21 protein-coding genes are annotated in these 16,814 nt (G+C 60.8%); 14 read left to right on the top strand and 7 right to left on the bottom strand.

What is annotated here, in order from left to right:
- Positions 1-151: 151 nt before the first annotated feature.
- From KIP88_RS21120 to KIP88_RS21090, 7 genes are read left to right on the top strand one after another with little or no spacing between them, the layout of a single operon-like run.
- A complete protein-coding gene (locus KIP88_RS21120; protein WP_214489897.1) occupies positions 152-679 on the top strand; it encodes a Na+/H+ antiporter subunit E in 528 nt (175 codons plus the stop codon).
- Entirely contained in the window at positions 672-938 is a 267-nt protein-coding gene (locus KIP88_RS21115; RefSeq protein ID WP_214489896.1) for a monovalent cation/H+ antiporter complex subunit F, read from the top strand. The genes KIP88_RS21120 and KIP88_RS21115 overlap by 8 nt, the downstream gene beginning before the upstream one ends.
- Positions 939-955: 17 nt before the next feature.
- A complete protein-coding gene (locus KIP88_RS21110; protein WP_214489895.1) occupies positions 956-1,249 on the top strand; it encodes a monovalent cation/H(+) antiporter subunit G in 294 nt (97 codons plus the stop codon).
- Complete coding sequence (locus KIP88_RS21105) at positions 1,246-2,187, top strand: hydrogenase subunit MbhD domain-containing protein (RefSeq protein WP_214489894.1); 942 nt, start codon at positions 1,246-1,248, stop codon at positions 2,185-2,187. The genes KIP88_RS21110 and KIP88_RS21105 overlap by 4 nt, the downstream gene beginning before the upstream one ends.
- Entirely contained in the window at positions 2,184-2,525 is a 342-nt protein-coding gene (locus tag KIP88_RS21100; protein ID WP_214489893.1) for an NADH-quinone oxidoreductase subunit K, read from the top strand. The genes KIP88_RS21105 and KIP88_RS21100 overlap by 4 nt, the downstream gene beginning before the upstream one ends.
- Positions 2,525-4,054 carry a complex I subunit 5 family protein gene (locus KIP88_RS21095; protein ID WP_214489892.1) on the top strand — a complete coding sequence of 510 codons (1,530 nt, stop codon included), beginning with the start codon at positions 2,525-2,527 and terminating at the stop codon, positions 4,052-4,054. Before KIP88_RS21100 ends, KIP88_RS21095 begins: the two co-directional genes overlap by 1 nt.
- 14 nt (positions 4,055-4,068) lie before the next feature.
- The gene (locus KIP88_RS21090) at positions 4,069-5,682 is read left to right on the top strand and encodes a complex I subunit 5 family protein (protein WP_214489891.1); all 1,614 of its coding nucleotides are present in this window, start codon (positions 4,069-4,071) and stop codon (positions 5,680-5,682) included.
- Between the two features lie 129 nt (positions 5,683-5,811).
- On the opposite strand, the gene KIP88_RS21085 is transcribed toward KIP88_RS21090, so the two are convergent.
- Positions 5,812-6,084, bottom strand: coding sequence for a hypothetical protein (locus KIP88_RS21085; protein WP_214489890.1), 273 nt, complete (start codon positions 6,082-6,084; stop codon positions 5,812-5,814).
- A gap of 285 nt (positions 6,085-6,369) precedes the next feature.
- On the opposite strand from KIP88_RS21085, the gene KIP88_RS21080 reads away from it, so the two are divergent.
- Positions 6,370-6,942, top strand: a complete 573-nt coding sequence (locus KIP88_RS21080) for a DUF992 domain-containing protein (RefSeq protein ID WP_308163620.1) — start codon at positions 6,370-6,372, stop codon at positions 6,940-6,942.
- A 21-nt stretch (positions 6,943-6,963) separates the two neighbouring features.
- On the opposite strand, the gene KIP88_RS21075 is transcribed toward KIP88_RS21080, so the two are convergent.
- The 6 genes from KIP88_RS21075 to KIP88_RS21050 form a co-directional block, all read right to left on the bottom strand.
- Positions 6,964-8,016 carry a patatin-like phospholipase family protein gene (locus KIP88_RS21075; protein ID WP_214489888.1) on the bottom strand — a complete coding sequence of 351 codons (1,053 nt, stop codon included), beginning with the start codon at positions 8,014-8,016 and terminating at the stop codon, positions 6,964-6,966.
- 139 nt (positions 8,017-8,155) lie between these two features.
- On the bottom strand, positions 8,156-8,488 hold the full coding sequence (locus KIP88_RS46610) for a hypothetical protein (protein ID WP_249790917.1): 333 nt from the start codon (positions 8,486-8,488) through the stop codon (positions 8,156-8,158).
- A gap of 22 nt (positions 8,489-8,510) precedes the next feature.
- On the bottom strand, positions 8,511-9,215 hold the full coding sequence (locus tag KIP88_RS21065; protein WP_214489887.1) for a carbonic anhydrase: 705 nt from the start codon (positions 9,213-9,215) through the stop codon (positions 8,511-8,513).
- A gap of 80 nt (positions 9,216-9,295) precedes the next feature.
- On the bottom strand, positions 9,296-10,009 hold the full coding sequence (locus KIP88_RS21060) for a Bax inhibitor-1/YccA family protein (protein WP_214489886.1): 714 nt from the start codon (positions 10,007-10,009) through the stop codon (positions 9,296-9,298).
- Between the two features lie 75 nt (positions 10,010-10,084).
- Complete coding sequence (locus tag KIP88_RS21055) at positions 10,085-10,714, bottom strand: hypothetical protein (protein WP_214489885.1); 630 nt, start codon at positions 10,712-10,714, stop codon at positions 10,085-10,087.
- Positions 10,715-11,079: 365 nt separating this feature from the next.
- The gene (locus KIP88_RS21050) at positions 11,080-11,916 is read right to left on the bottom strand and encodes a hypothetical protein (protein ID WP_214489884.1); all 837 of its coding nucleotides are present in this window, start codon (positions 11,914-11,916) and stop codon (positions 11,080-11,082) included.
- Positions 11,917-12,183: 267 nt separating this feature from the next.
- Between KIP88_RS21050 and KIP88_RS21045 the strand changes: the two genes are divergently transcribed.
- From KIP88_RS21045 to ureG, 6 genes are read left to right on the top strand one after another with little or no spacing between them, the layout of a single operon-like run.
- Positions 12,184-12,486 carry an urease subunit gamma gene (locus KIP88_RS21045; RefSeq protein ID WP_212485508.1) on the top strand — a complete coding sequence of 101 codons (303 nt, stop codon included), beginning with the start codon at positions 12,184-12,186 and terminating at the stop codon, positions 12,484-12,486.
- Positions 12,487-12,506: 20 nt separating this feature from the next.
- Positions 12,507-12,944 carry an urease subunit beta gene (locus KIP88_RS21040; RefSeq protein ID WP_214489883.1) on the top strand — a complete coding sequence of 146 codons (438 nt, stop codon included), beginning with the start codon at positions 12,507-12,509 and terminating at the stop codon, positions 12,942-12,944.
- A gap of 44 nt (positions 12,945-12,988) precedes the next feature.
- Entirely contained in the window at positions 12,989-14,710 is a 1,722-nt protein-coding gene (locus tag KIP88_RS21035) for an urease subunit alpha (protein ID WP_214489882.1), read from the top strand.
- A gap of 10 nt (positions 14,711-14,720) precedes the next feature.
- A complete protein-coding gene (ureE, locus tag KIP88_RS21030) occupies positions 14,721-15,413 on the top strand; it encodes an urease accessory protein UreE (protein WP_214489881.1) in 693 nt (230 codons plus the stop codon).
- Complete coding sequence (locus KIP88_RS21025) at positions 15,397-16,116, top strand: urease accessory protein UreF (RefSeq protein WP_214489880.1); 720 nt, start codon at positions 15,397-15,399, stop codon at positions 16,114-16,116. Before ureE ends, KIP88_RS21025 begins: the two co-directional genes overlap by 17 nt.
- 18 nt (positions 16,117-16,134) lie before the next feature.
- Complete coding sequence (gene ureG, locus KIP88_RS21020) at positions 16,135-16,779, top strand: urease accessory protein UreG (RefSeq protein ID WP_214489879.1); 645 nt, start codon at positions 16,135-16,137, stop codon at positions 16,777-16,779.
- Positions 16,780-16,814 lie beyond the last annotated feature (35 nt).

Below are 16,814 nucleotides of genomic sequence, written 5' to 3'. Positions count from 1 at the left end.
TTTGTCAGCGCTCGGCTGCATGCCTCTTCATAAGAAGGCAACTGCAATTGAGGGCTGGCTCCTGAGCCTCTCCGAGTGAGTTGGCGTCGATACGTCAATGGGTGCGCGAAGCACCGTTGCCGGATCGAGCAGTATGGAGGTCAGCAGGGTCATGAATTCATCGGAGACGCAAAGCAGGCCCGCGAACAGTCCAGGCACTCTTGGGAGTGCGATTTCCCGTGCTGCCGGATTTTTTGGCTTCTGGCTGGTGCTAACCGGCGCCGATACTGGCGATCTTGCGGCCGGGTTATTTGCAGCCGTTGCGGCAACCTGGGCAAGTCTGCGCCTGATGCCGGCGCAAGAATGGAACTTGCATCCGATCAAGCTCGCCAAATTCGTGCTGCACTTTTTGCGTCAATCGATTGTCGCCGGAACAGACGTCGCGATGCGCGCGCTTGATCCTCGGCTGCCATTGCGGCCGGGCTTCGTGGTCTATCAAGCGCACCTCCCACCTGGCACAAAGAGAGATACGTTCTGCGCAATCATGAGCTTGCTGCCAGGCACGCTTCCGTGCGGGCCCGCGGAAGGCAATGGCCTGACTATTCATTGTCTCGATGTGACGCAGCCGGTGGTCGAGCAGCTGGCTGCGGAGGAAGCCCTGTGCGTGCAGGCACTCGGAGGAGCGCAACGCCATGGCTAGCTTCCTGTTCGGAGCCGCGGGCTTCGTGCTGACGATGGTAGCACTCGGTCTGGTCGTGATTCTTCGGCGCCCAGCCGAGGTAGACCACATGATGGCAGCGCAGCTGCTGGGCACGGGTGGCGTCGCCATACTTCTCTTGCTGGCCGCGGCGACCGAGACACCGTCGATCGTCGACGTTGCATTGCTGTTGGCGCTGTTTGCTGCGTTCGCCGCCGTCGCGTTTGTTAGAAGCGCGTCCGGCCAGGAGAACGAAGTCTAGAAGGCAACGGGCGGCGGATGAACCTCGTGCTTGATATCTTCACCGTTTCCGCCGTCTCGGCGGGCGCGCTCTTCCTTTTGGCGGGGACGGTCGGTTTGCTCCGCTTCCCGGACCCGCTGACGCGTCTGCATGCCCTGACCAAGGTAGACAATCTTGGCCTTGGCCTTGTGGTTCTGGGCCTGCTGCCACAGGCGGACGGACCGTTCGGCGCGCTGAAGTTGGTGAGCATCTGGCTGCTGGTCCAATTGTCAGGCGCGATTGTCGCGCAGCTCATTGCAGGCGCGGTTCGACAACGGGGACCACATGGATGACCATTTTGTCTGTTTTCGATATCGGTCTTGTCGTCCTGCTCCTGGGGATCGGAGCTTCGACGATCGCTGCGCGCGAAGCGTTCGCAGCCGTTATCGGCTTCGTCGTCTACGGATTGCTGTTATCCATCGCCTGGGTTAGGCTCTCTGCGGTCGATGTCGCGCTGACGGAGGCGGCGATCGGCGGTGGAATGACCGGCATGTTGATGCTCGGTGCGGTAGCGCGCCTGCGCGTTGCCAAAGGCAGCGACACCCGAGCCAGCCTGCCGGCGCGTGTTGCGGCGGGAGTATTGAGCGCGATTGTCGCGGCAGGCCTTGCAATCGCCATCCTGTCCCCGCCCGAAGCTATTCCCACACTCGCACCTATGGTGATGGAGAATCTGGCGCAGAGTGGCCTCGGCAATCCCGTCGCCGGCGTTCTGTTCGTTTACCGCGCGCTCGACACGCTACTCGAGAAAGTGGTCTTGATACTCGCTTTGCTCGGCGTCTGGTCGTTGGCGCCGGATAATGTGTGGGGCGGAATACCGGGGCTGCGTGTCTATGCACGACCAGACAGCACGCTGACGTTTCTTGCCCAGCTTCTGCCACCGGTGGGAATCGTGGTGGCAATCTACATGTGCTGGGTCGGAGCGAAAGAACCGGGCGGTGCCTTCCAAGGCGGCACGGTCCTGGCCGCAATGTGGCTCCTTGTCATGATCGCAGGCCTGACGAGTGTACCTTCGATCAGCCAGACTTGGTTACGCGTGCTGGTCGTCGTCGGACCGGTAATTTTCCTTGCCATCGGACTTGCCGGGATGGTGCTGGCGAATGCCTTTCTTGCTTATCCATCGGGCTACGCCAAACCGTTGATTGTCGCGGTGGAAGTCGCCCTGACACTTTCGATCGGTGTGGCACTGGGTTTGCTTGCCGCAGGCCCGCCGGAACGGGTGCAACAGCAATGACCGCTGCAACATTGTTCGGGTTATGTGGCGCAGCGCTGGTGGGCTTCGGATTGTACGGGCTCGTCACAAATCCCGAGCCGCTACGCAAGATACTGGCGTTCAACCTGCTGGGGAGCGGCGTGTTTCTGGTGTTCGGCGTCGTGTCCAGGAGAGCCGCAGCTTCCGGTCTCGGAGGTGATCCGGTCCCTCAGGCGATGGTCATTACCGCGATCGTTGTTGCCTTCGCGGCAACCGCCATGGCTATCGCCCTGGTGCTGCGGCTTTTGCAGGAAACCGGCCGATCCACGCTCAGCGCCGATAATCCCGGAGGCACAGACACGGACAGAGGCAACTCCTGATGCCGGACGCAAATGTCTTGCCCGATGCGACAACGACAGATGGAGCTCTTCTTGTTCTGGCAATCGTATTGCCGGCCGCGGGCGTTCTGTTGTCGTTCGTCCTCGGCGGGCGGTACGCTGAAAGGATTGCCTCCGTCCTGCTGCCCTCCGGTCTCTTCCTTGCAACGATCATTTTCGCCGACGTGTGGCAAAGCGGCCACCCGCTGATCTACATCGTCGGGGATTGGAAACCTCCGCTCGGTATTGCGTTGCGCGCCGACGGACTTTCGGCGGCGATGATGGTAGCAATGGCGATCGTGATCTGCGCGGTCGCGATCTTTGCACACGCGGACTTCGGCACGCGTCCAGGGTCCGTCGAAGCCCGCGCACCGTTCGCGTTCTGGATCCTGCTGATGGCGATCTGGGGCGCAATGAATATGGTCTTCCTGGGCGGAGACCTGTTCACGTTATACGTCGCGATCGAGCTTCTCACCTTCGCCGCGGTACCGCTGGTCTGTCTCGATGGCCGGGCGGAGACATTGCAGGCTGCGCTGCGATACCTGCTGTTCGCCCTGCTCGGCTCGATTCTCTACCTGGTCGGAACGGCCCTGCTCTACGGCAGCTATGCAACGCTCGACATCGTCCTGCTCTCCCGGCAGGTTCGTATGGAACCCGCGACACTTGTTGCCGCCACGCTGATGACCATCGGACTCTTCGCCAAGACCGCTCTCTTTCCGCTGCATCTATGGCTTCCGCCAGCCCATGCCGGTGCGCCGGCGGCCGCCAGCGCTGTTCTGTCGGCGGTGGTGGTGAAGGGGTCGTTCTTCATCGTCGTGCGGCTCTGGTTCGACGTGATGCCAGGAATGCTCGGTGCAGCCGGCGCACAACTGTTCGGTGCGCTGGGGGCGGCGGCAATTGTATTCGGCAGCGTCGTCGCACTGCAACAGCAGCGACTCAAGCTGCTGATCGCCTATTCGACGGTCGCGCAGATCGGCTATCTGTTCCTGATGTTTCCGCTCGCCCTCGACACGGCAGCGCAGCTCCAGGGCGGCGGCGCTTTGACCGGCGGCATGCTTCAGGCGATATCGCACGCGACAGCGAAGGCAGCCATGTTCATGGCCGCTGGGCTTATCTATGCCACGCTCGGACATGATCGCATCGCCGAACTCGGAGGGGCCGCACGGGCGCTCCCGATGACGATCTTCGCATTCGCACTCGGTGGAGTGTCCCTGATTGGATTGCCGCCAAGTGGCGGCTTTCTGGCGAAATGGCTGCTGCTCGAGGCGGCGGTCGCGACCGGTCAATGGTGGTGGGCGATTGTGATGCTCGCGGGAGGCCTCTTCACAAGCGGCTATATGTTCATCGTACTGTCGAGCGCAGTTGCGCCGTCGAGCGAGCCCCTCAAGCTCCGCGTCGCTGTGCCGAGATATCAGGAAGCAGCGGCGCTGGCGTTGGCGCTGACGTCGCTGTTGCTGGGTCTGGTCGCGCTCGGCCCTGTCGATATCCTCCTGGTTGGCCGCCCGGATTCAATGATGGTTGGGCCGCGATGATTGGGGAAACTACATTGCTGGCCAGCGCCTTCGTCGTGCCGCTCGGCATGCTCCTGGCATGCCTCTGGCCGCCGGCGCTGAACCGGATGCCTTCGCTGCTGGCGTTCGCCCCGATCCCGGCGCTGCTCGCGGTGTTGCTTGTCGCCTCCGATTCCTCGCTCGCAATCGGTTCGGCACGCTTCCGTTTGACTTTCGCCCTGGACCGCCCTGGAGCCATGCTGCTGGGCGTTGCGGCGCTGTTATGGATCGCATCAGGTGCTTACGCTTCGCAGTATCTGCAGGGTCGGCCCAACCGCGGGCGATTCGTGGTGTGCTGGCTGATGACGCTGACTGGTTGCCTCGGCGTATTTCTGGCCGCCGACATGGTCGGCTTCTATTTTCTTCTCGCGCTGCTCACGCTCGGAGCCTGCGGCCTCGTCATCTACCACGAAACGCCCAGCGCATGGCGCGCCGGCGCGGTCTATATCGGGCTCGCTTTGCTGGCCGAAAGCCTCCTGCTAATGGCCTTCGTGCTGCTGGCCGCGCAAATCCCGGGTGATAGCCTGTTGATCCGCGATGCCGCGGCGGCGCTGCCGACCTCGCCTCAGCGCGATCTGATACTCGCCCTGCTGATGGCTGGCTTCGGCATGAAGGCGGGCCTCGTACCATTTCACTTCTGGATGCCACTGGCATATTCGGCCGCGCCGACGCCGGCTTCCGCTGTGCTGAGCGGTGCAGTCGTCAAGGCAAGCATTCTTGGAATGATCCGGTTTTTGCCGCTCGAAACCGCTCTGCCCGATTGGGGCACGGCACTCGCAGCCGCTGGACTTTTTGCCGCGCTCTACGGCGTCGTGATTGGAATCACGCAACGCAATCCCAGGGTCGTGTTGGCGTATTCAAGCGTGAGCCAGATGGGATTCATCGTCGCGGTCATTGGCATGGGAATGCTCGCAGGCGATGGCCGCGCTGCACTGGCCGCGGCCTTCTACGCCGCGCACCACGTCCTGGTGAAAGGCGCGCTGTTCCTGTCCGTGGGCGTGATCGCCGCGACCGGCAGCCGACGCCTATGGCCGATGCTGCTGCCCGCGGCAATCATTGCAGTGGGCCTCGGCGGACTCCCGCTCACAGGCGGCGCACTGGCGAAATTCGTTGCCGACGAGCTGCTGGGAGACGGCCCCGCGAGCACGATCGCAACGCTGTCTTCGGTTGGTACGACGCTGCTGATGTTGCAGTTCTTGCGCAGCCTCGCGAAGTCGGCATCGCAGGATCCGCAAGCGACGGCAGCCGCAGGACTTGTCTGGCCATGGCTCGCGACCGCTGTGGTTTCGCTCGTCGTGCCGTGGACGCTGTATCTGACGGTCCCGAGCGGAACGCTGCCTGACCCGCTTTCTCCCGCAGTGCTATGGAAAGCGCTTTGGCCCGTTCTGCTAGGTGCCGTCCTGGCGATTGCGCTGTGGCGCTGGTGGCGTTCGTTGCCACGCATTCCCAAGGGAGACATCATTGTGGCACTGGATGGCGGAATGCAGATCGCTGTCACGTGGGGCAAGGCGCTGGGACAAATGGACAGATTTCTTCGTCAGTGGCCGGCAGCCGGCGTGTCGTTGCTAATGGTGACCATCGCGCTGGGTGCAGCGGTATTCGCGCGGTAAATGGCACGCAGCATCGCCGGACACGGACCTCATCCCGGCTATCGGCAACGAGCAGACGCGCCGCTTCGCCACCCTGCCGGTGATCTGAGATACCCGACGCGACGGAAACTACCGCGAAGAAGACGGCGACTACACCCACCGCCAGCCGCAGCGGCGACGTCCCCTGTGCCACCAGCAAACCCAACGCCGGCGACGGCGACGACGGCCCGGATTAACAACAACGACTTGAGCCTTCACCACCAGATCATCGACCTTGACGTGATTTCCCTTGGCGAGGGCTAATGGCATTGCATCCGCGACTTCCGGCGCGACAGCCCAACCGATCGTCCCGACGCCGGCAATAGCAACGACGGCACCAGGCAAAACATTCGTGAGCATCGCGCGGCGACTCATTGCATTCATGAGTTTTCTCCCTTGTCCGAATGCTTTTTTTCGAGCGCTGCAGAAGCCACAACATTTGTCAGGTGAAGTCGCTTCGCTCTTTGCAACGCTTCAAGTTATCCAACACCTTTTGTCTCGAGGCGCGTCAAACCTACACTCATCTGAATTCAAATCGCCATGTCGATCAATCGGGGTATTCATCCGGAGAGGTCAGGGTTTTTTCCTATCAACTCGCGCGCAAGACCTCTGCATTATACGGCAGGCCGCCTTCGGCAGTTCCCGATTTCGTTCCCGTGAGTACAGATCATGCGGATTGATTGCGCAAGACGACGGCACACCGCGCGCGGTTTCACTTTCCAGTTCATCTCTATAATCACGCGTCTGATTTTCTTGGCGGGGGCGGCAATGTCCAGCATTCGCGTGCGGACGATTGTATGCGTATTCCTGACCGTCCTTTTCGGCGCGGCAACCGCGCAAGCTCGGCCGCCATTTCGAGTCGGCGGCTTGACATGCAGCACCGGTCCGAGGGTCGGACTGGTCCTTGGCTCGCGGCAGGATATGCGATGCATTTTCGTTGCGAGCGCAACGGGACAACAATACGTCTACACAGGCACGATCAGGCGCCTTGGCGTCGACATTGGCGTGACAAGAGGGGGAACGCTATTCTGGGCTGTTTTTGCACGAAACAGCCAGATCGGCCGAGGCACGCTAAGAGGAAATTACGTAGGTGCCAGCGGCAACGTGGCCTTAGGCCTGGGTCTAGGCGCCAAGGTACTGATCGGCGGATCCCGCCGCACGATAACGTTGCAGCCGTTGTCGGTCGAAGGTCAGATCGGACTTAATCTGGCGTTGGGCGTAGCGAATCTCATTCTTCGATGAATGCCCGGAAGGTCCATGGCATCAAACCTGTTCCAGAAGAACGTCCAGGTTGAGAGTGGACTGTTTACCAATATTCGCAGCATGCTTCGTCAGGAAGGATTCCGCGCAGCTACGGCCCTCGACCTTCAGCATGGTTAGAAAGTCCCACTCCGCATTGAACTTGGACGAAGCTCCAAGCTCGTCGATGGTGGAACTGGAGACGAGATGAATGCGCATGCCTGCCCATAGGGCCCCCTCGCCGGTGCCGGCATCAGCGACCTGGCGCAACAGTGCAATCATGCGTAACTCCTTCAGCAGCGTGGCGTTGAAGGAAACCTCGTTCAAACGATCGAGGATCTCGCGCGCCGAACGCGGCGTGCCCTGACGTTCGACAGGATTGACCGCAACGAGCAATGTATCGCGCGATGTGCATTCGCGTACCAATGGGGTGATCGTCGGATTGCCCGAGTAGCCGCCATCCCAATAGGCCTCGCCGTCGATCTCGATGGCTTGAAACAGCGTCGGCAGGCAGGCGGACGCCAGCAGCACATCCGGCGTGAGCTCATTGTTGCGGAATACGCGCCCGCGGCCAGTGCGAACGTTGGTGGCAGTCACAAACAAACGGATTGAAGATTTCGCCGCCCGCTCAAAGTCGACGCAGTCGGCAAGTATATCGCGTAACGGATTGGCGCCTCGCGGGTTCAGATCGTAAGGCGAGAACAAACGCGCTGCCAGGTCGAAGGCAACGAAGAACGGCGAGTTGTCCAACGTCCACCGGCCCAGGAGAACATCCATTGGGCTCCGCCGGATCGGGCTGAACCGGGCGGAATGCGAGACGCGCCGCCAGAACTCTTCAAGCGCAGCCCGCGCTCCCTCAGGCCCGCCCTTTTCATAGCCATCGACCAACACCACGGCATTCATCGCACCAGCTGACGTGCCCGAGATGCCATCGATCCGCAGCCATGATTCCTCGAGGAGCCGATCGAGCACGCCCCACGTAAAGGCGCCGTGCGAGCCGCCGCCCTGCAGCGCGAGATCGACCAGAACGGTCTCACGGCCAGAACTCGCCGAAGGATTGGAAGGAGCTGTTGCCATTACACCCTCGTGGATTGCTCGGGTGCTAGAACCTAGCGGAATAAACCCTCATCGCCATCGGGTTTTACCCTTAGCTCTCGCCAGCTAATCATGACCGTGGATCACGTGCGTAAGGTATCTGCGCCTTCCGGCCCTCTTGTCATGCGGCCCGGCATCCGAAAATGTCTTTGCCATTCTCATCCAACACGAGCACCAGATTCGACCGACAGAACTCGCCAGCCTTGCTCAATTCGACAGCAAGGACCTTGGCCTGACGTATCGCAAGTTCAGGGCTCGAAAGCCTGTTCCCGGCCTCATCGGGGAACACTTTCGCACCGTGAAAGATATGGAAGAAGTATCGCATCGCCTTGCAATAATTCAGACGGCGCGGGTGTCCAGTGACAAGTAGGTAAGAATCAAATGTATCTATGTCAGTTGAAAAACTCCCGCTTTTTTCGAGTTCGATGCCTAGCAACGAGTGCGGGCACTTCATTCAACTCGTTCCATATCCGAAACTAGACCAAGGCAACCTTCCCTGTGGGAAGATCATATACCGCACCGACCACGCGGAGCTTCTTGTTGGCCACCATCTCCGCCAGAATCGGAGTTGCCTGTTCCAGTCGCTTCACATTATGGCGTACATTCGCAACAACCGCGCGCTGCTCAAGATCCGGCCCGGCTTGCTTCAGCTCCCCTTCAATACCCGGTTTCATGGCCCGCACCAGATCCGCGATGTGCCCGGGCAAATCGTTGCCTTTCTGAAGTGCCGCTACGGTAGCATTGACCGCGCCACAACTGCTGTGGCCGAGCACCATGATCAACTTGGTGCCGAGCACTGCAGCGCCAAACTCCAAACTCGCAAGACCCTCGGTCGTTACGAAATTGCCTGCAACGCGAACCACAAACAAATCTCCTGGCCCTTGATCGAAAGCCAGCTCGGGTGCGACCCGAGAATCTGCGCAGCTTAAAATCGCCGCAAAGGGAGCTTGACCAAGTGCGCGGTTCGCGCGTCCAGCAGAGAAATCCCGTTCGCGCGGCTGGTTCGCCACGTAACGCTCATTGCCTTCGGTCATCAGTTTCAACGCTGCATCCGGCGTGTCGGCGGCCGACACGGGCTGAGCTTGAGCGACACGCCCGACGAGAGAAATAGTTGCGAGTGCAGCGCCCCCTAGCAACAGCGACCGACGGCTGGGATCTGCTTGCGAACAAGAATCGCACATAAGAGTTCTCCTTCCCTGTTTTCATTGATCCCCATTGCTCTCCCGTCTCCATTCGCTCCGCGCTTCTGAATGGTCATTCTTTAGCGTCGCCCGCCCATCAGCCGCAGCAGCATCATGAAAAGGTTGATGAAGTTGAGGTAGAGCGAAAGCGCACCCATCACGGCCTTGCGGCCCGCCGAAGTGGCGTCATCGCCGCGGTCGTACATCCCCTTGATCCGCTGGGTATCGTAGGCCGTGAGGCCCGCAAAGACGCCGACGCCGATGATGGAAATGATCCAGTCCAGCCCGCTCGATCTCAGGAACAGATTGACCAGGCTCGCGATAATGATGCCGATCAGACCCATGAACAGGAACGTCCCGAATCCCGACAGGTTTCGTTGGGTGGTGTAACCCCAGATACTGAGCGCGCCGAAGGTCGCCGCCGAGATAAAGAATACCCGCGTGATCGAGGATTGCGTGTAGATGTGAAAAATGGTCGACAATGAAACCCCGACCAGGGCCGCATAGAGGAAGAACAATCCTCGCGCAGCTTCCGCTGACAATTTGTTGATCCGGGCGCTGATAAAAAACACCAGCCCCAGCGGCGCCAGGATGAACACCCACATCAGCGGGCTCTGAAGTAATTCAGGGCCGGTGAACTGATAGGTCAAAAACGCGACAACGCCGGTGAGGCCAACGCCTGCGGCCATGTAGTTGTACACGCGCAGCATGTAAGCGCGCAGGCCGGCGTCTATCGCGACGGCACCGTCGGCGGGAAGCCCGGGCGCGCCGGCATTTCGATCGTAATCCGACATGGTCTTGTTCCTCCCTGATCCCCGACGACCCGCCGAGGCACCTCTTCGCCGAAGCCCATAAGCTTGATCTACCGATTAATCATTCGGCTCCCTTCCCGTCATAGCCTTGGCCTGATCGGGAAATGCGGCCGTCCGGCGCTCGGGCTTCGCTGGATGCGTATCGCCCCAATAGGACCAGAACGCCATGGCGAGCCCGACAAGGAACACTACAGCCAGAATCAAAAACAGTGCGGATTGCTTGACCCACGAAATCGCCGGAACCGCCAGCGCCAATGCAACGCCGAGAAAGCCGATCTGAAGCGACAGCAGGTGGACACCGGCGAGGAACGTACCTAACGCCAGCAGTATGAGAAGGACGAGACCGGTGGCCAGCGTAGGTAGCACCTGCTGCACGCCCGAAAACAGCATGATGTTCATTGTCACGAGAACAGCCAGCCAATGCAGCGCCTGAGTCCACATCAGTCGAAAGCGAGCCTGCTTGTCCTCGAGCCCCGACCATTGGGTAACGACGCATACGAGGCCCATCGCGATGGCCAAAAACTCCCAATAACCGACCAGAGGCCGCTGCGAAATGTTGGTGTAAGCCACGCCCCCGATGGCCAGCGCGAGTATGGCGAGGAAAGGCAGCTGTCGGCGAACCAGGCTGATCTTACTGGCGCTATGATCCTCAGTATTATGACCTGACGACGCATCAAGTTCAGTCATGAGCAATGCAATTGCGGTATCTGCCTGTCTGCGGCTATCCCGCCCTTCAACATGTTCCAGCTCCGCCGATTTGCGCCGGAGATGCAACTGAGATTAGTTATTCACTCAGCTGGCGCGCGATGGCGTCGGCGTTCTTGCCAACGAGAGATTTATCGCTGTCGTAGACCTGCACGCGTGTCTCCACGCCGCACCGACGATGTTTCCGCGAGACTGCGCCACTGCCGCATCGCGCGACATCGGATGATCACCTTAGTGAAGACCGGGAATACCCCGAAAGAAAAGTGCTGCCGACGTCCGTTTCCCGGTCGGCCGGTGTGGGCAACGAAGTAGACCTACGCACTCATGGCTTGCAGCTGCGCGCCCGGTCAGTGGGGTTCCCAGATCGGCGCATCGGTGAACAGGCCGCCCTCGGCAAAACCGATGCCGTAGATCAGGACCGCCCCGAAGCAGAAGCTGACCAAGCCCGATGCCACGCGGAGCCGCCAGTTGAATTTGGGCAGATTGACAGCCGTGAACGCAAACGGCGCCGACAGGATCAGCGTGATCAGCATCATTCCGACGATAGTCCCGAGCCCGAACAGCAGCAGATACCCGAGCGCGGCCATCGGTTCGCGGATGATAGACAGGATCATCAGGGCGACGGCGGCAGATCCTGCCAGGCCGTGCACGAGGCCGACCACGAAGGGTCGCAGCCAGCCATAGAACGCGATCCGACCGAGCCCGCTGCGGTCGAGCCGCGCCAGCGGCGTGTGCTCGTCGGCGTGCCCGTGCGCGCCTGGGCCGTGACCATGCGGGTGGCGGTGCAAGTAGTCGCCGTGCGAATGGAGATGATCGTGGCCGTCGAGTTCATGTGTGCCGGAAGCGCCCGCATGCGCGTGGCCCACGCCGCCCGTGCGGCCCATGCCTGTCAAGGTGAGAACACCGAGCAGGACGAGCATGATGCCGACGGCAAATTCCATCGACATGCCGAGCCGCGGCGGGATGGCGACCCCGAACACGATGATTGCCGCGCCGACCGCCATGACCGTCACGGTGTGCCCGACGCCCCATGCGGCGCCGATCAGCGCCGAACCCGCCAAACTGCGCTCGCGACTGACGATCGTCGCAATGGCGACCACGTGGTCGGCGTCGGTGGCATGCCGCATCCCGAGGAAGAAGCCGAGAAACAGGAAGGACACGACGTTCAGGGCGGCTTCGGTCATTGCGCAGGTTTCAAAATGGCATCGAAGCCAAGGCACTTTCGCGCCGATAACCCAGGACGATACGACCCCCCGCCAGCTGGTCCATCAGGGCTTTTCCGATAGAAGACCGGGGGAGAACCCTGATTGACACGTCCCAGTTGTGATCCACCTAATGTCGAGTGGCTGTCATTGCACGGAGATTCAGACGACCGTGCAATGGAACCAACAGCCAATCAGCTCAATCGTGCTCCTGCTTTTCCTAAGCAAAGCAAGGGTCCGGAGGATTGCATGCAGCTCACTCCGAGAGAGTTCGACAAGCTGCTCGTCTACATGATGGCAGATGTCGCGTTAAAGCGAAGGGCCAAGGGCCTCAAGCTCAATTATCCCGAAGCCGTCGCTGTCATCTCAGCGGTCGCCCTTGATGGCGCACGTGCCGGGAAAACAATCGAAGACGTAACCAAGGAGGCGCGCACCGTCCTAACCAAGGCTGATGTGATGGATGGCGTCGCCGATCTTATTCCAATGGTGCAGATCGAGGCGGTGTTCACCGACGGCAGCCGCCTGGTGACGGTGCACACGCCCGTCCAGTGAGTGCATGACAGGAGGCTAACATGGCTGGACCAAAAGTGGGCCCCGCTGTTGCCGCAAATGTCGACCCAGCGACAGAGGACGTGCCGGTCGGCGGTTATGTGTGCAGTTCAACGGCGATCGCATTCGATGCCGATCGTCCGGTGACGACGCTTAAGGTGCGCAATGCGGGTGACCGCCCGGTACAGGTCGGATCGCACTTCCATTTTTTCGAAGTCAATCGTGCGCTGGAATTCGATCGCGCAGCCGCCTTCGGGCTGCGCCTGAACATTCCGTCATCGACGGCAACGCGGTTCGAGCCCGGTGACGAACGCGATGTTCAACTCGTTCCCTACGGCGGCAAACGCGCGGTCTATGGTTTCAACAATCTCGTCGACGGTCCGACCGCGGGCCAGGACGCCGCCACGGTCAAATCCAGGGCAGTGGCACAGGCGGCGAAGCGAGGCTTCCGCTCGATATAGGACGTGAGGTCGCGTCGAACGGCAAATCTTGAACGAGGGCCAGTATGCCTACCATGTCTCGGAAAGAATATGTCGGCCTCTTCGGACCGACGACGGGTGATCGCATCCGATTGGGCGATACGGGCCTGTTCGTCGAGATTGAGCGCGATTTGCGCGGCGGCTACGGCGACGAGCTCGTCTTCGGTGGCGGCAAGAGCATGCGTGAAGGCATGGGCATGGACAATCAGGTGACGCGGGCGGGCGGTGCTCCTGACCTCGTGATCACCAACGTGACCGTGATCGACGCGGTGCTGGGCGTAGTGAAAGCGGATGTGGGGATCAGGGACGGCCGCATCAGTGCGATCGGCAAGGCCGGCAATCCGCAGACGATGGATCGCGTTACGCCTGGCCTGGAGATTGGCCTGGCGACCGATGCCATCTCGGGCTCACATCTGATCCTGACGGCTGCCGGGATCGACACACACATTCACTTCATTTCTCCGCAGCAGGCGCAGGCGGCGCTCTCAAACGGCACCACGACATTGATCGGCGGCGGCACCGGTCCTTCGGACGGCTCCTACGCCACGACGGTGACGTCAGGTCCCGGAAACATCAGCATGATGTTACGCGCGTTCGAAAACTGGCCGCTCAACGTCGGCATTCTCGGCAAGGGGCACGGGCATGGCAAAGCGGCTCTGGTTGAACAGATCGAGGCGGGCGCAGTTGGCGTGAAATGTCACGAAGACTGGGGCACCACGCCGGCGGTGCTTCGGTCCGCGTTAACCGTCGCCGACGAGACGGACACCCAAGTATGCATCCATACCGACACGCTGAACGAATCCGGCTTCGTCGACGATTCGATCGAGGCGTTTGAAGGCCGCACGGTCCATTCGTTTCATACCGAAGGGTCCGGCGGCGGCCACGCGCCTGACATCATCAAGATCGCAGGCCTTCCCAACGTCTTGCCATCTTCGACAAACCCCACCCTCCCCTACGGCATCAATTCGCAGGCGGAGCTCTATGACATGATCATGGTGTGTCACCACCTCAGCCCCGACATCCCGTCGGATGTTGCATTCACCGAGAGCCGCATTCGCGCTGAAACCATCGCCGCGGAAAACGTCCTTCAGGATCTCGGCGTGATCTCGATGTTCTCAAGCGATTCGCAGGCCATGGGACGTATCGGGGAATGCTGGCTGCGTTGCATCCAGACCGCCGATGCGATGAAGACCGGGCGCGGCAAGCTGCCGGAGGACGCGCCCGGCAACGACAATTTCCGGGTGCTGCGCTACGTGGCGAAGATCACGATCAACCCGGCGATCTCGCATGGTATTGCCGACGTGCTGGGCTCGGTCGAGGTCGGCAAGATCGCCGACCTCGTGCTGTGGGAACCGGCGTTCTTCGGCGCCAAGCCCAAGCTCATCATCAAGAACGGTTTTATAAGCTGGGCGGTGATGGGCGATCCAAACGCCTCGCTGCCGACGCCGCAGCCCACCTATTATCGGCCCATGTTCGGTGCCTACGGTGATGCGTTGGCGGCCAACTGCATCACATTCGTCTCCGGCGTCGCTCATGCTGCCGGGATCAAGGAGCGGCTGGGGCTTCGCCGGCAGGTGATGCCGGTCCGAAACGTACGCAACATCGGCAAGCGCGATATGCTCCGAAATACCGGGACGCCAAAAATCGAAGTAAGTCCCGAAACTTTCGCCGTGACGGTTGACGGCAAGCACGCGACCGTGAAGCCCTTGACGACAATCTCGTTAAACCAGAAGTATTTCTTCAGTTGAGGAGCCCGCCATGATGCTCATCAAGACCGTTCTGGGCAACATCGGCGATCGTGAATGGGCCCAGCGCTTGTCTGCCGCGAGCATCGACTTGCTGGAGATCGACCAGTGGGAAGCGCAGAAGAGCCGCTTCCGCAAGACGACTGCAAAGGGTGCGGAGATCGCGGTCTCAATCGACCGCGGTACCCACATCCGTGATGGTGACGTGCTGCTCTGGGATGCTCAGGTCCGCTCGGCACTGATCGCGAGGATCGAGCTGCGTGACGTCATGATCGTGCATCTGGACGAGCTAACGAGCCTCGTGCCCGAAGTGGCAATGCGCACATGCGTCGAGCTGGGCCACGCGATGGGTAATCAGCACTGGCCGGCATTGGTCAAGGACAACCACGTCTATGTCCCGCTCACCGTCGATCGCAAGGTGATGGCGTCCGTCATGAATACGCACCGTTTTGAAGGAATCCGCTACGAATTCGTATCCGGCCGAGAGGTCGTTCCCTACCTCGCTCCGCATGAATCACGTCGGCTTTTCGGTGGCGCGGAGGGGCCGGTACATTCACACACGCATGAAAGCTATGCCGGCGTCGAGGCCGAGACGGGACGCATGTACGGACATCCACCGACGCACGTCCACGCCCATCCGGCAGCCGCCAGTCAGGGACAAACATCGCCGGCAGCGGCCGGTTCTGCGCATGATCATCGAGAATGATGGCGTCGGGGGGACGAGCAGCACCGCATTTCTCTCGCGGATGCTGCAGTTTGGTGACTCGATGTTTCCCATTGGCGCGTTCGCGTTTTCCTCTGGCCTGGAATCCGCCATTCAGGAAGGCGTCGTCACCGACGCGGCAACGCTTCGGGCGTTCGCGCGCACCGCGTTGGAGCAGGCGGCGCGCGGTGACTGCATCGCGCTGATAACAGCGCATCGCGCGGCAACTGCCGGCGACGTCGATACCCTGGCCCGAATCGATGCGCAGGTATACGCGCGCAAGCTTTCAGACGAAGCGCGGACGATGTCGGTTCGCATGGGCAAGAAGTTCACGGAGATGGGTGTGGAGGTGGTGGGCGCGCCGCTGCTTCGTACCTGGCGCGAATGCATTGAAAAGTCTGTTACCCCCGGCTGCTATCCGATAGCCCTGGCCATCAATTTTGCCGTACAGGATCTGCCCGCCAGCCAGGCATTTGTCGTGCATCAGTACGGCGTTGCGACAACGATCCTTGGTGCGGCCTTACGGCTGATGAAGGTCAGTCACATCGAGACGCAGAAGATTCTCTACGAGCTGAACGGGCAAGCCGCAGGGGCGTACGAGGCCGCCGCGGCGGCGCGGCTGTCGGACATGGCGGGTTTTGCGCCGTTGACGGAAATTCTGGCGGCTATCCACACCAGGGCCCATGTGCGCCTGTTCATGAGCTGATATTGAAGGGAGCTTCGGATGTCGAAGAATATCACGCGCATCGGCATCGGCGGCCCGGTCGGGTCAGGCAAGACCGCAATCGTGGAAGCCATTACGCCGCGCTTTCTCGACCTCGGCATCAAGGTGCTCATCATCACCAACGACGTGGTGACGACCGAAGACGCCAAGCACGTTCAGCGCACCCTCAAGGGTGTTCTGCTCCAGGAACGCATTCTCGGAGTGGAGACAGGTGCCTGCCCTCATACCGCGGTGCGCGAAGACCCAAGCATGAACCTCGCTGCGGTCGAGGATATGGAACGGCGCTTTCCGGACACCGACGTCGTGCTGATCGAAAGCGGGGGCGATAATCTGACGCTAACTTTCTCGCCGGCGCTGGTGGACTATTTCATTTATGTAATCGACGTCGCCGCGGGCGATAAGATCCCTCGCAAGAACGGACCCGGGATCACGTATTCCGACATCCTGGTGATCAACAAAACAGATCTTGCTCCCCATGTCGGGGCCAGCCTTGACGTGATGAAGCAGGACTCACAGATGATGCGCGGTATCAAGCCGTTCCTGTTCACGAACTGCAAGACGGGGGAAGGTATTCCGGAGTTGGTCGCGCTGATCGAGCGGGAGTTTCTGTTCGACATCAATCCGCGCGCACGGCGTTCAGCATGATACCGGCGCCCTTCCCTCCTTGGGCTCGCGCCGAA

This window comes from Bradyrhizobium sp. SRL28 (assembly GCF_018596315.1).
GTDB lineage: Bacteria > Pseudomonadota > Alphaproteobacteria > Rhizobiales > Xanthobacteraceae > Bradyrhizobium.
Note: the sequence above shows the minus strand (reverse complement) of the source record. Positions and strands in the feature narration are given on the sequence as shown.

Bases quoted from the DNA above. Each gene is read 5' to 3' on its own strand.
- KIP88_RS21065 (WP_214489887.1), bottom strand. From the start codon at position 9,215: ATGTGCGATTCTTGTTCGCAAGCAGATCCCAGCCGTCGGTCGCTGTTG.
- KIP88_RS21085 (WP_214489890.1), bottom strand. From the start codon at position 6,084: ATGAATGCAATGAGTCGCCGCGCGATGCTCACGAATGTTTTGCCTGGT.
- ureG (WP_214489879.1), top strand. From the start codon at position 16,135: ATGTCGAAGAATATCACGCGCATCGGCATCGGCGGCCCGGTCGGGTCA.
- KIP88_RS21055 (WP_214489885.1), bottom strand. From the start codon at position 10,714: ATGACTGAACTTGATGCGTCGTCAGGTCATAATACTGAGGATCATAGC.
- KIP88_RS21060 (WP_214489886.1), bottom strand. From the start codon at position 10,009: ATGTCGGATTACGATCGAAATGCCGGCGCGCCCGGGCTTCCCGCCGAC.
- KIP88_RS21120 (WP_214489897.1), top strand. From the start codon at position 152: ATGAATTCATCGGAGACGCAAAGCAGGCCCGCGAACAGTCCAGGCACT.
- KIP88_RS21075 (WP_214489888.1), bottom strand. From the start codon at position 8,016: ATGGCAACAGCTCCTTCCAATCCTTCGGCGAGTTCTGGCCGTGAGACC.
- KIP88_RS46610 (WP_249790917.1), bottom strand. From the start codon at position 8,488: ATGAAGTGCCCGCACTCGTTGCTAGGCATCGAACTCGAAAAAAGCGGG.
- KIP88_RS21080 (WP_308163620.1), top strand. From the start codon at position 6,370: ATGCGGATTGATTGCGCAAGACGACGGCACACCGCGCGCGGTTTCACT.
- KIP88_RS21050 (WP_214489884.1), bottom strand. From the start codon at position 11,916: ATGACCGAAGCCGCCCTGAACGTCGTGTCCTTCCTGTTTCTCGGCTTC.
- KIP88_RS21095 (WP_214489892.1), top strand. From the start codon at position 2,525: ATGCCGGACGCAAATGTCTTGCCCGATGCGACAACGACAGATGGAGCT.
- KIP88_RS21115 (WP_214489896.1), top strand. From the start codon at position 672: ATGGCTAGCTTCCTGTTCGGAGCCGCGGGCTTCGTGCTGACGATGGTA.
- KIP88_RS21100 (WP_214489893.1), top strand. From the start codon at position 2,184: ATGACCGCTGCAACATTGTTCGGGTTATGTGGCGCAGCGCTGGTGGGC.
- KIP88_RS21110 (WP_214489895.1), top strand. From the start codon at position 956: ATGAACCTCGTGCTTGATATCTTCACCGTTTCCGCCGTCTCGGCGGGC.
- KIP88_RS21040 (WP_214489883.1), top strand. From the start codon at position 12,507: ATGGCTGGACCAAAAGTGGGCCCCGCTGTTGCCGCAAATGTCGACCCA.
- KIP88_RS21025 (WP_214489880.1), top strand. From the start codon at position 15,397: ATGATCATCGAGAATGATGGCGTCGGGGGGACGAGCAGCACCGCATTT.
- KIP88_RS21045 (WP_212485508.1), top strand. From the start codon at position 12,184: ATGCAGCTCACTCCGAGAGAGTTCGACAAGCTGCTCGTCTACATGATG.
- KIP88_RS21035 (WP_214489882.1), top strand. From the start codon at position 12,989: ATGCCTACCATGTCTCGGAAAGAATATGTCGGCCTCTTCGGACCGACG.
- KIP88_RS21105 (WP_214489894.1), top strand. From the start codon at position 1,246: ATGACCATTTTGTCTGTTTTCGATATCGGTCTTGTCGTCCTGCTCCTG.
- ureE (WP_214489881.1), top strand. From the start codon at position 14,721: ATGATGCTCATCAAGACCGTTCTGGGCAACATCGGCGATCGTGAATGG.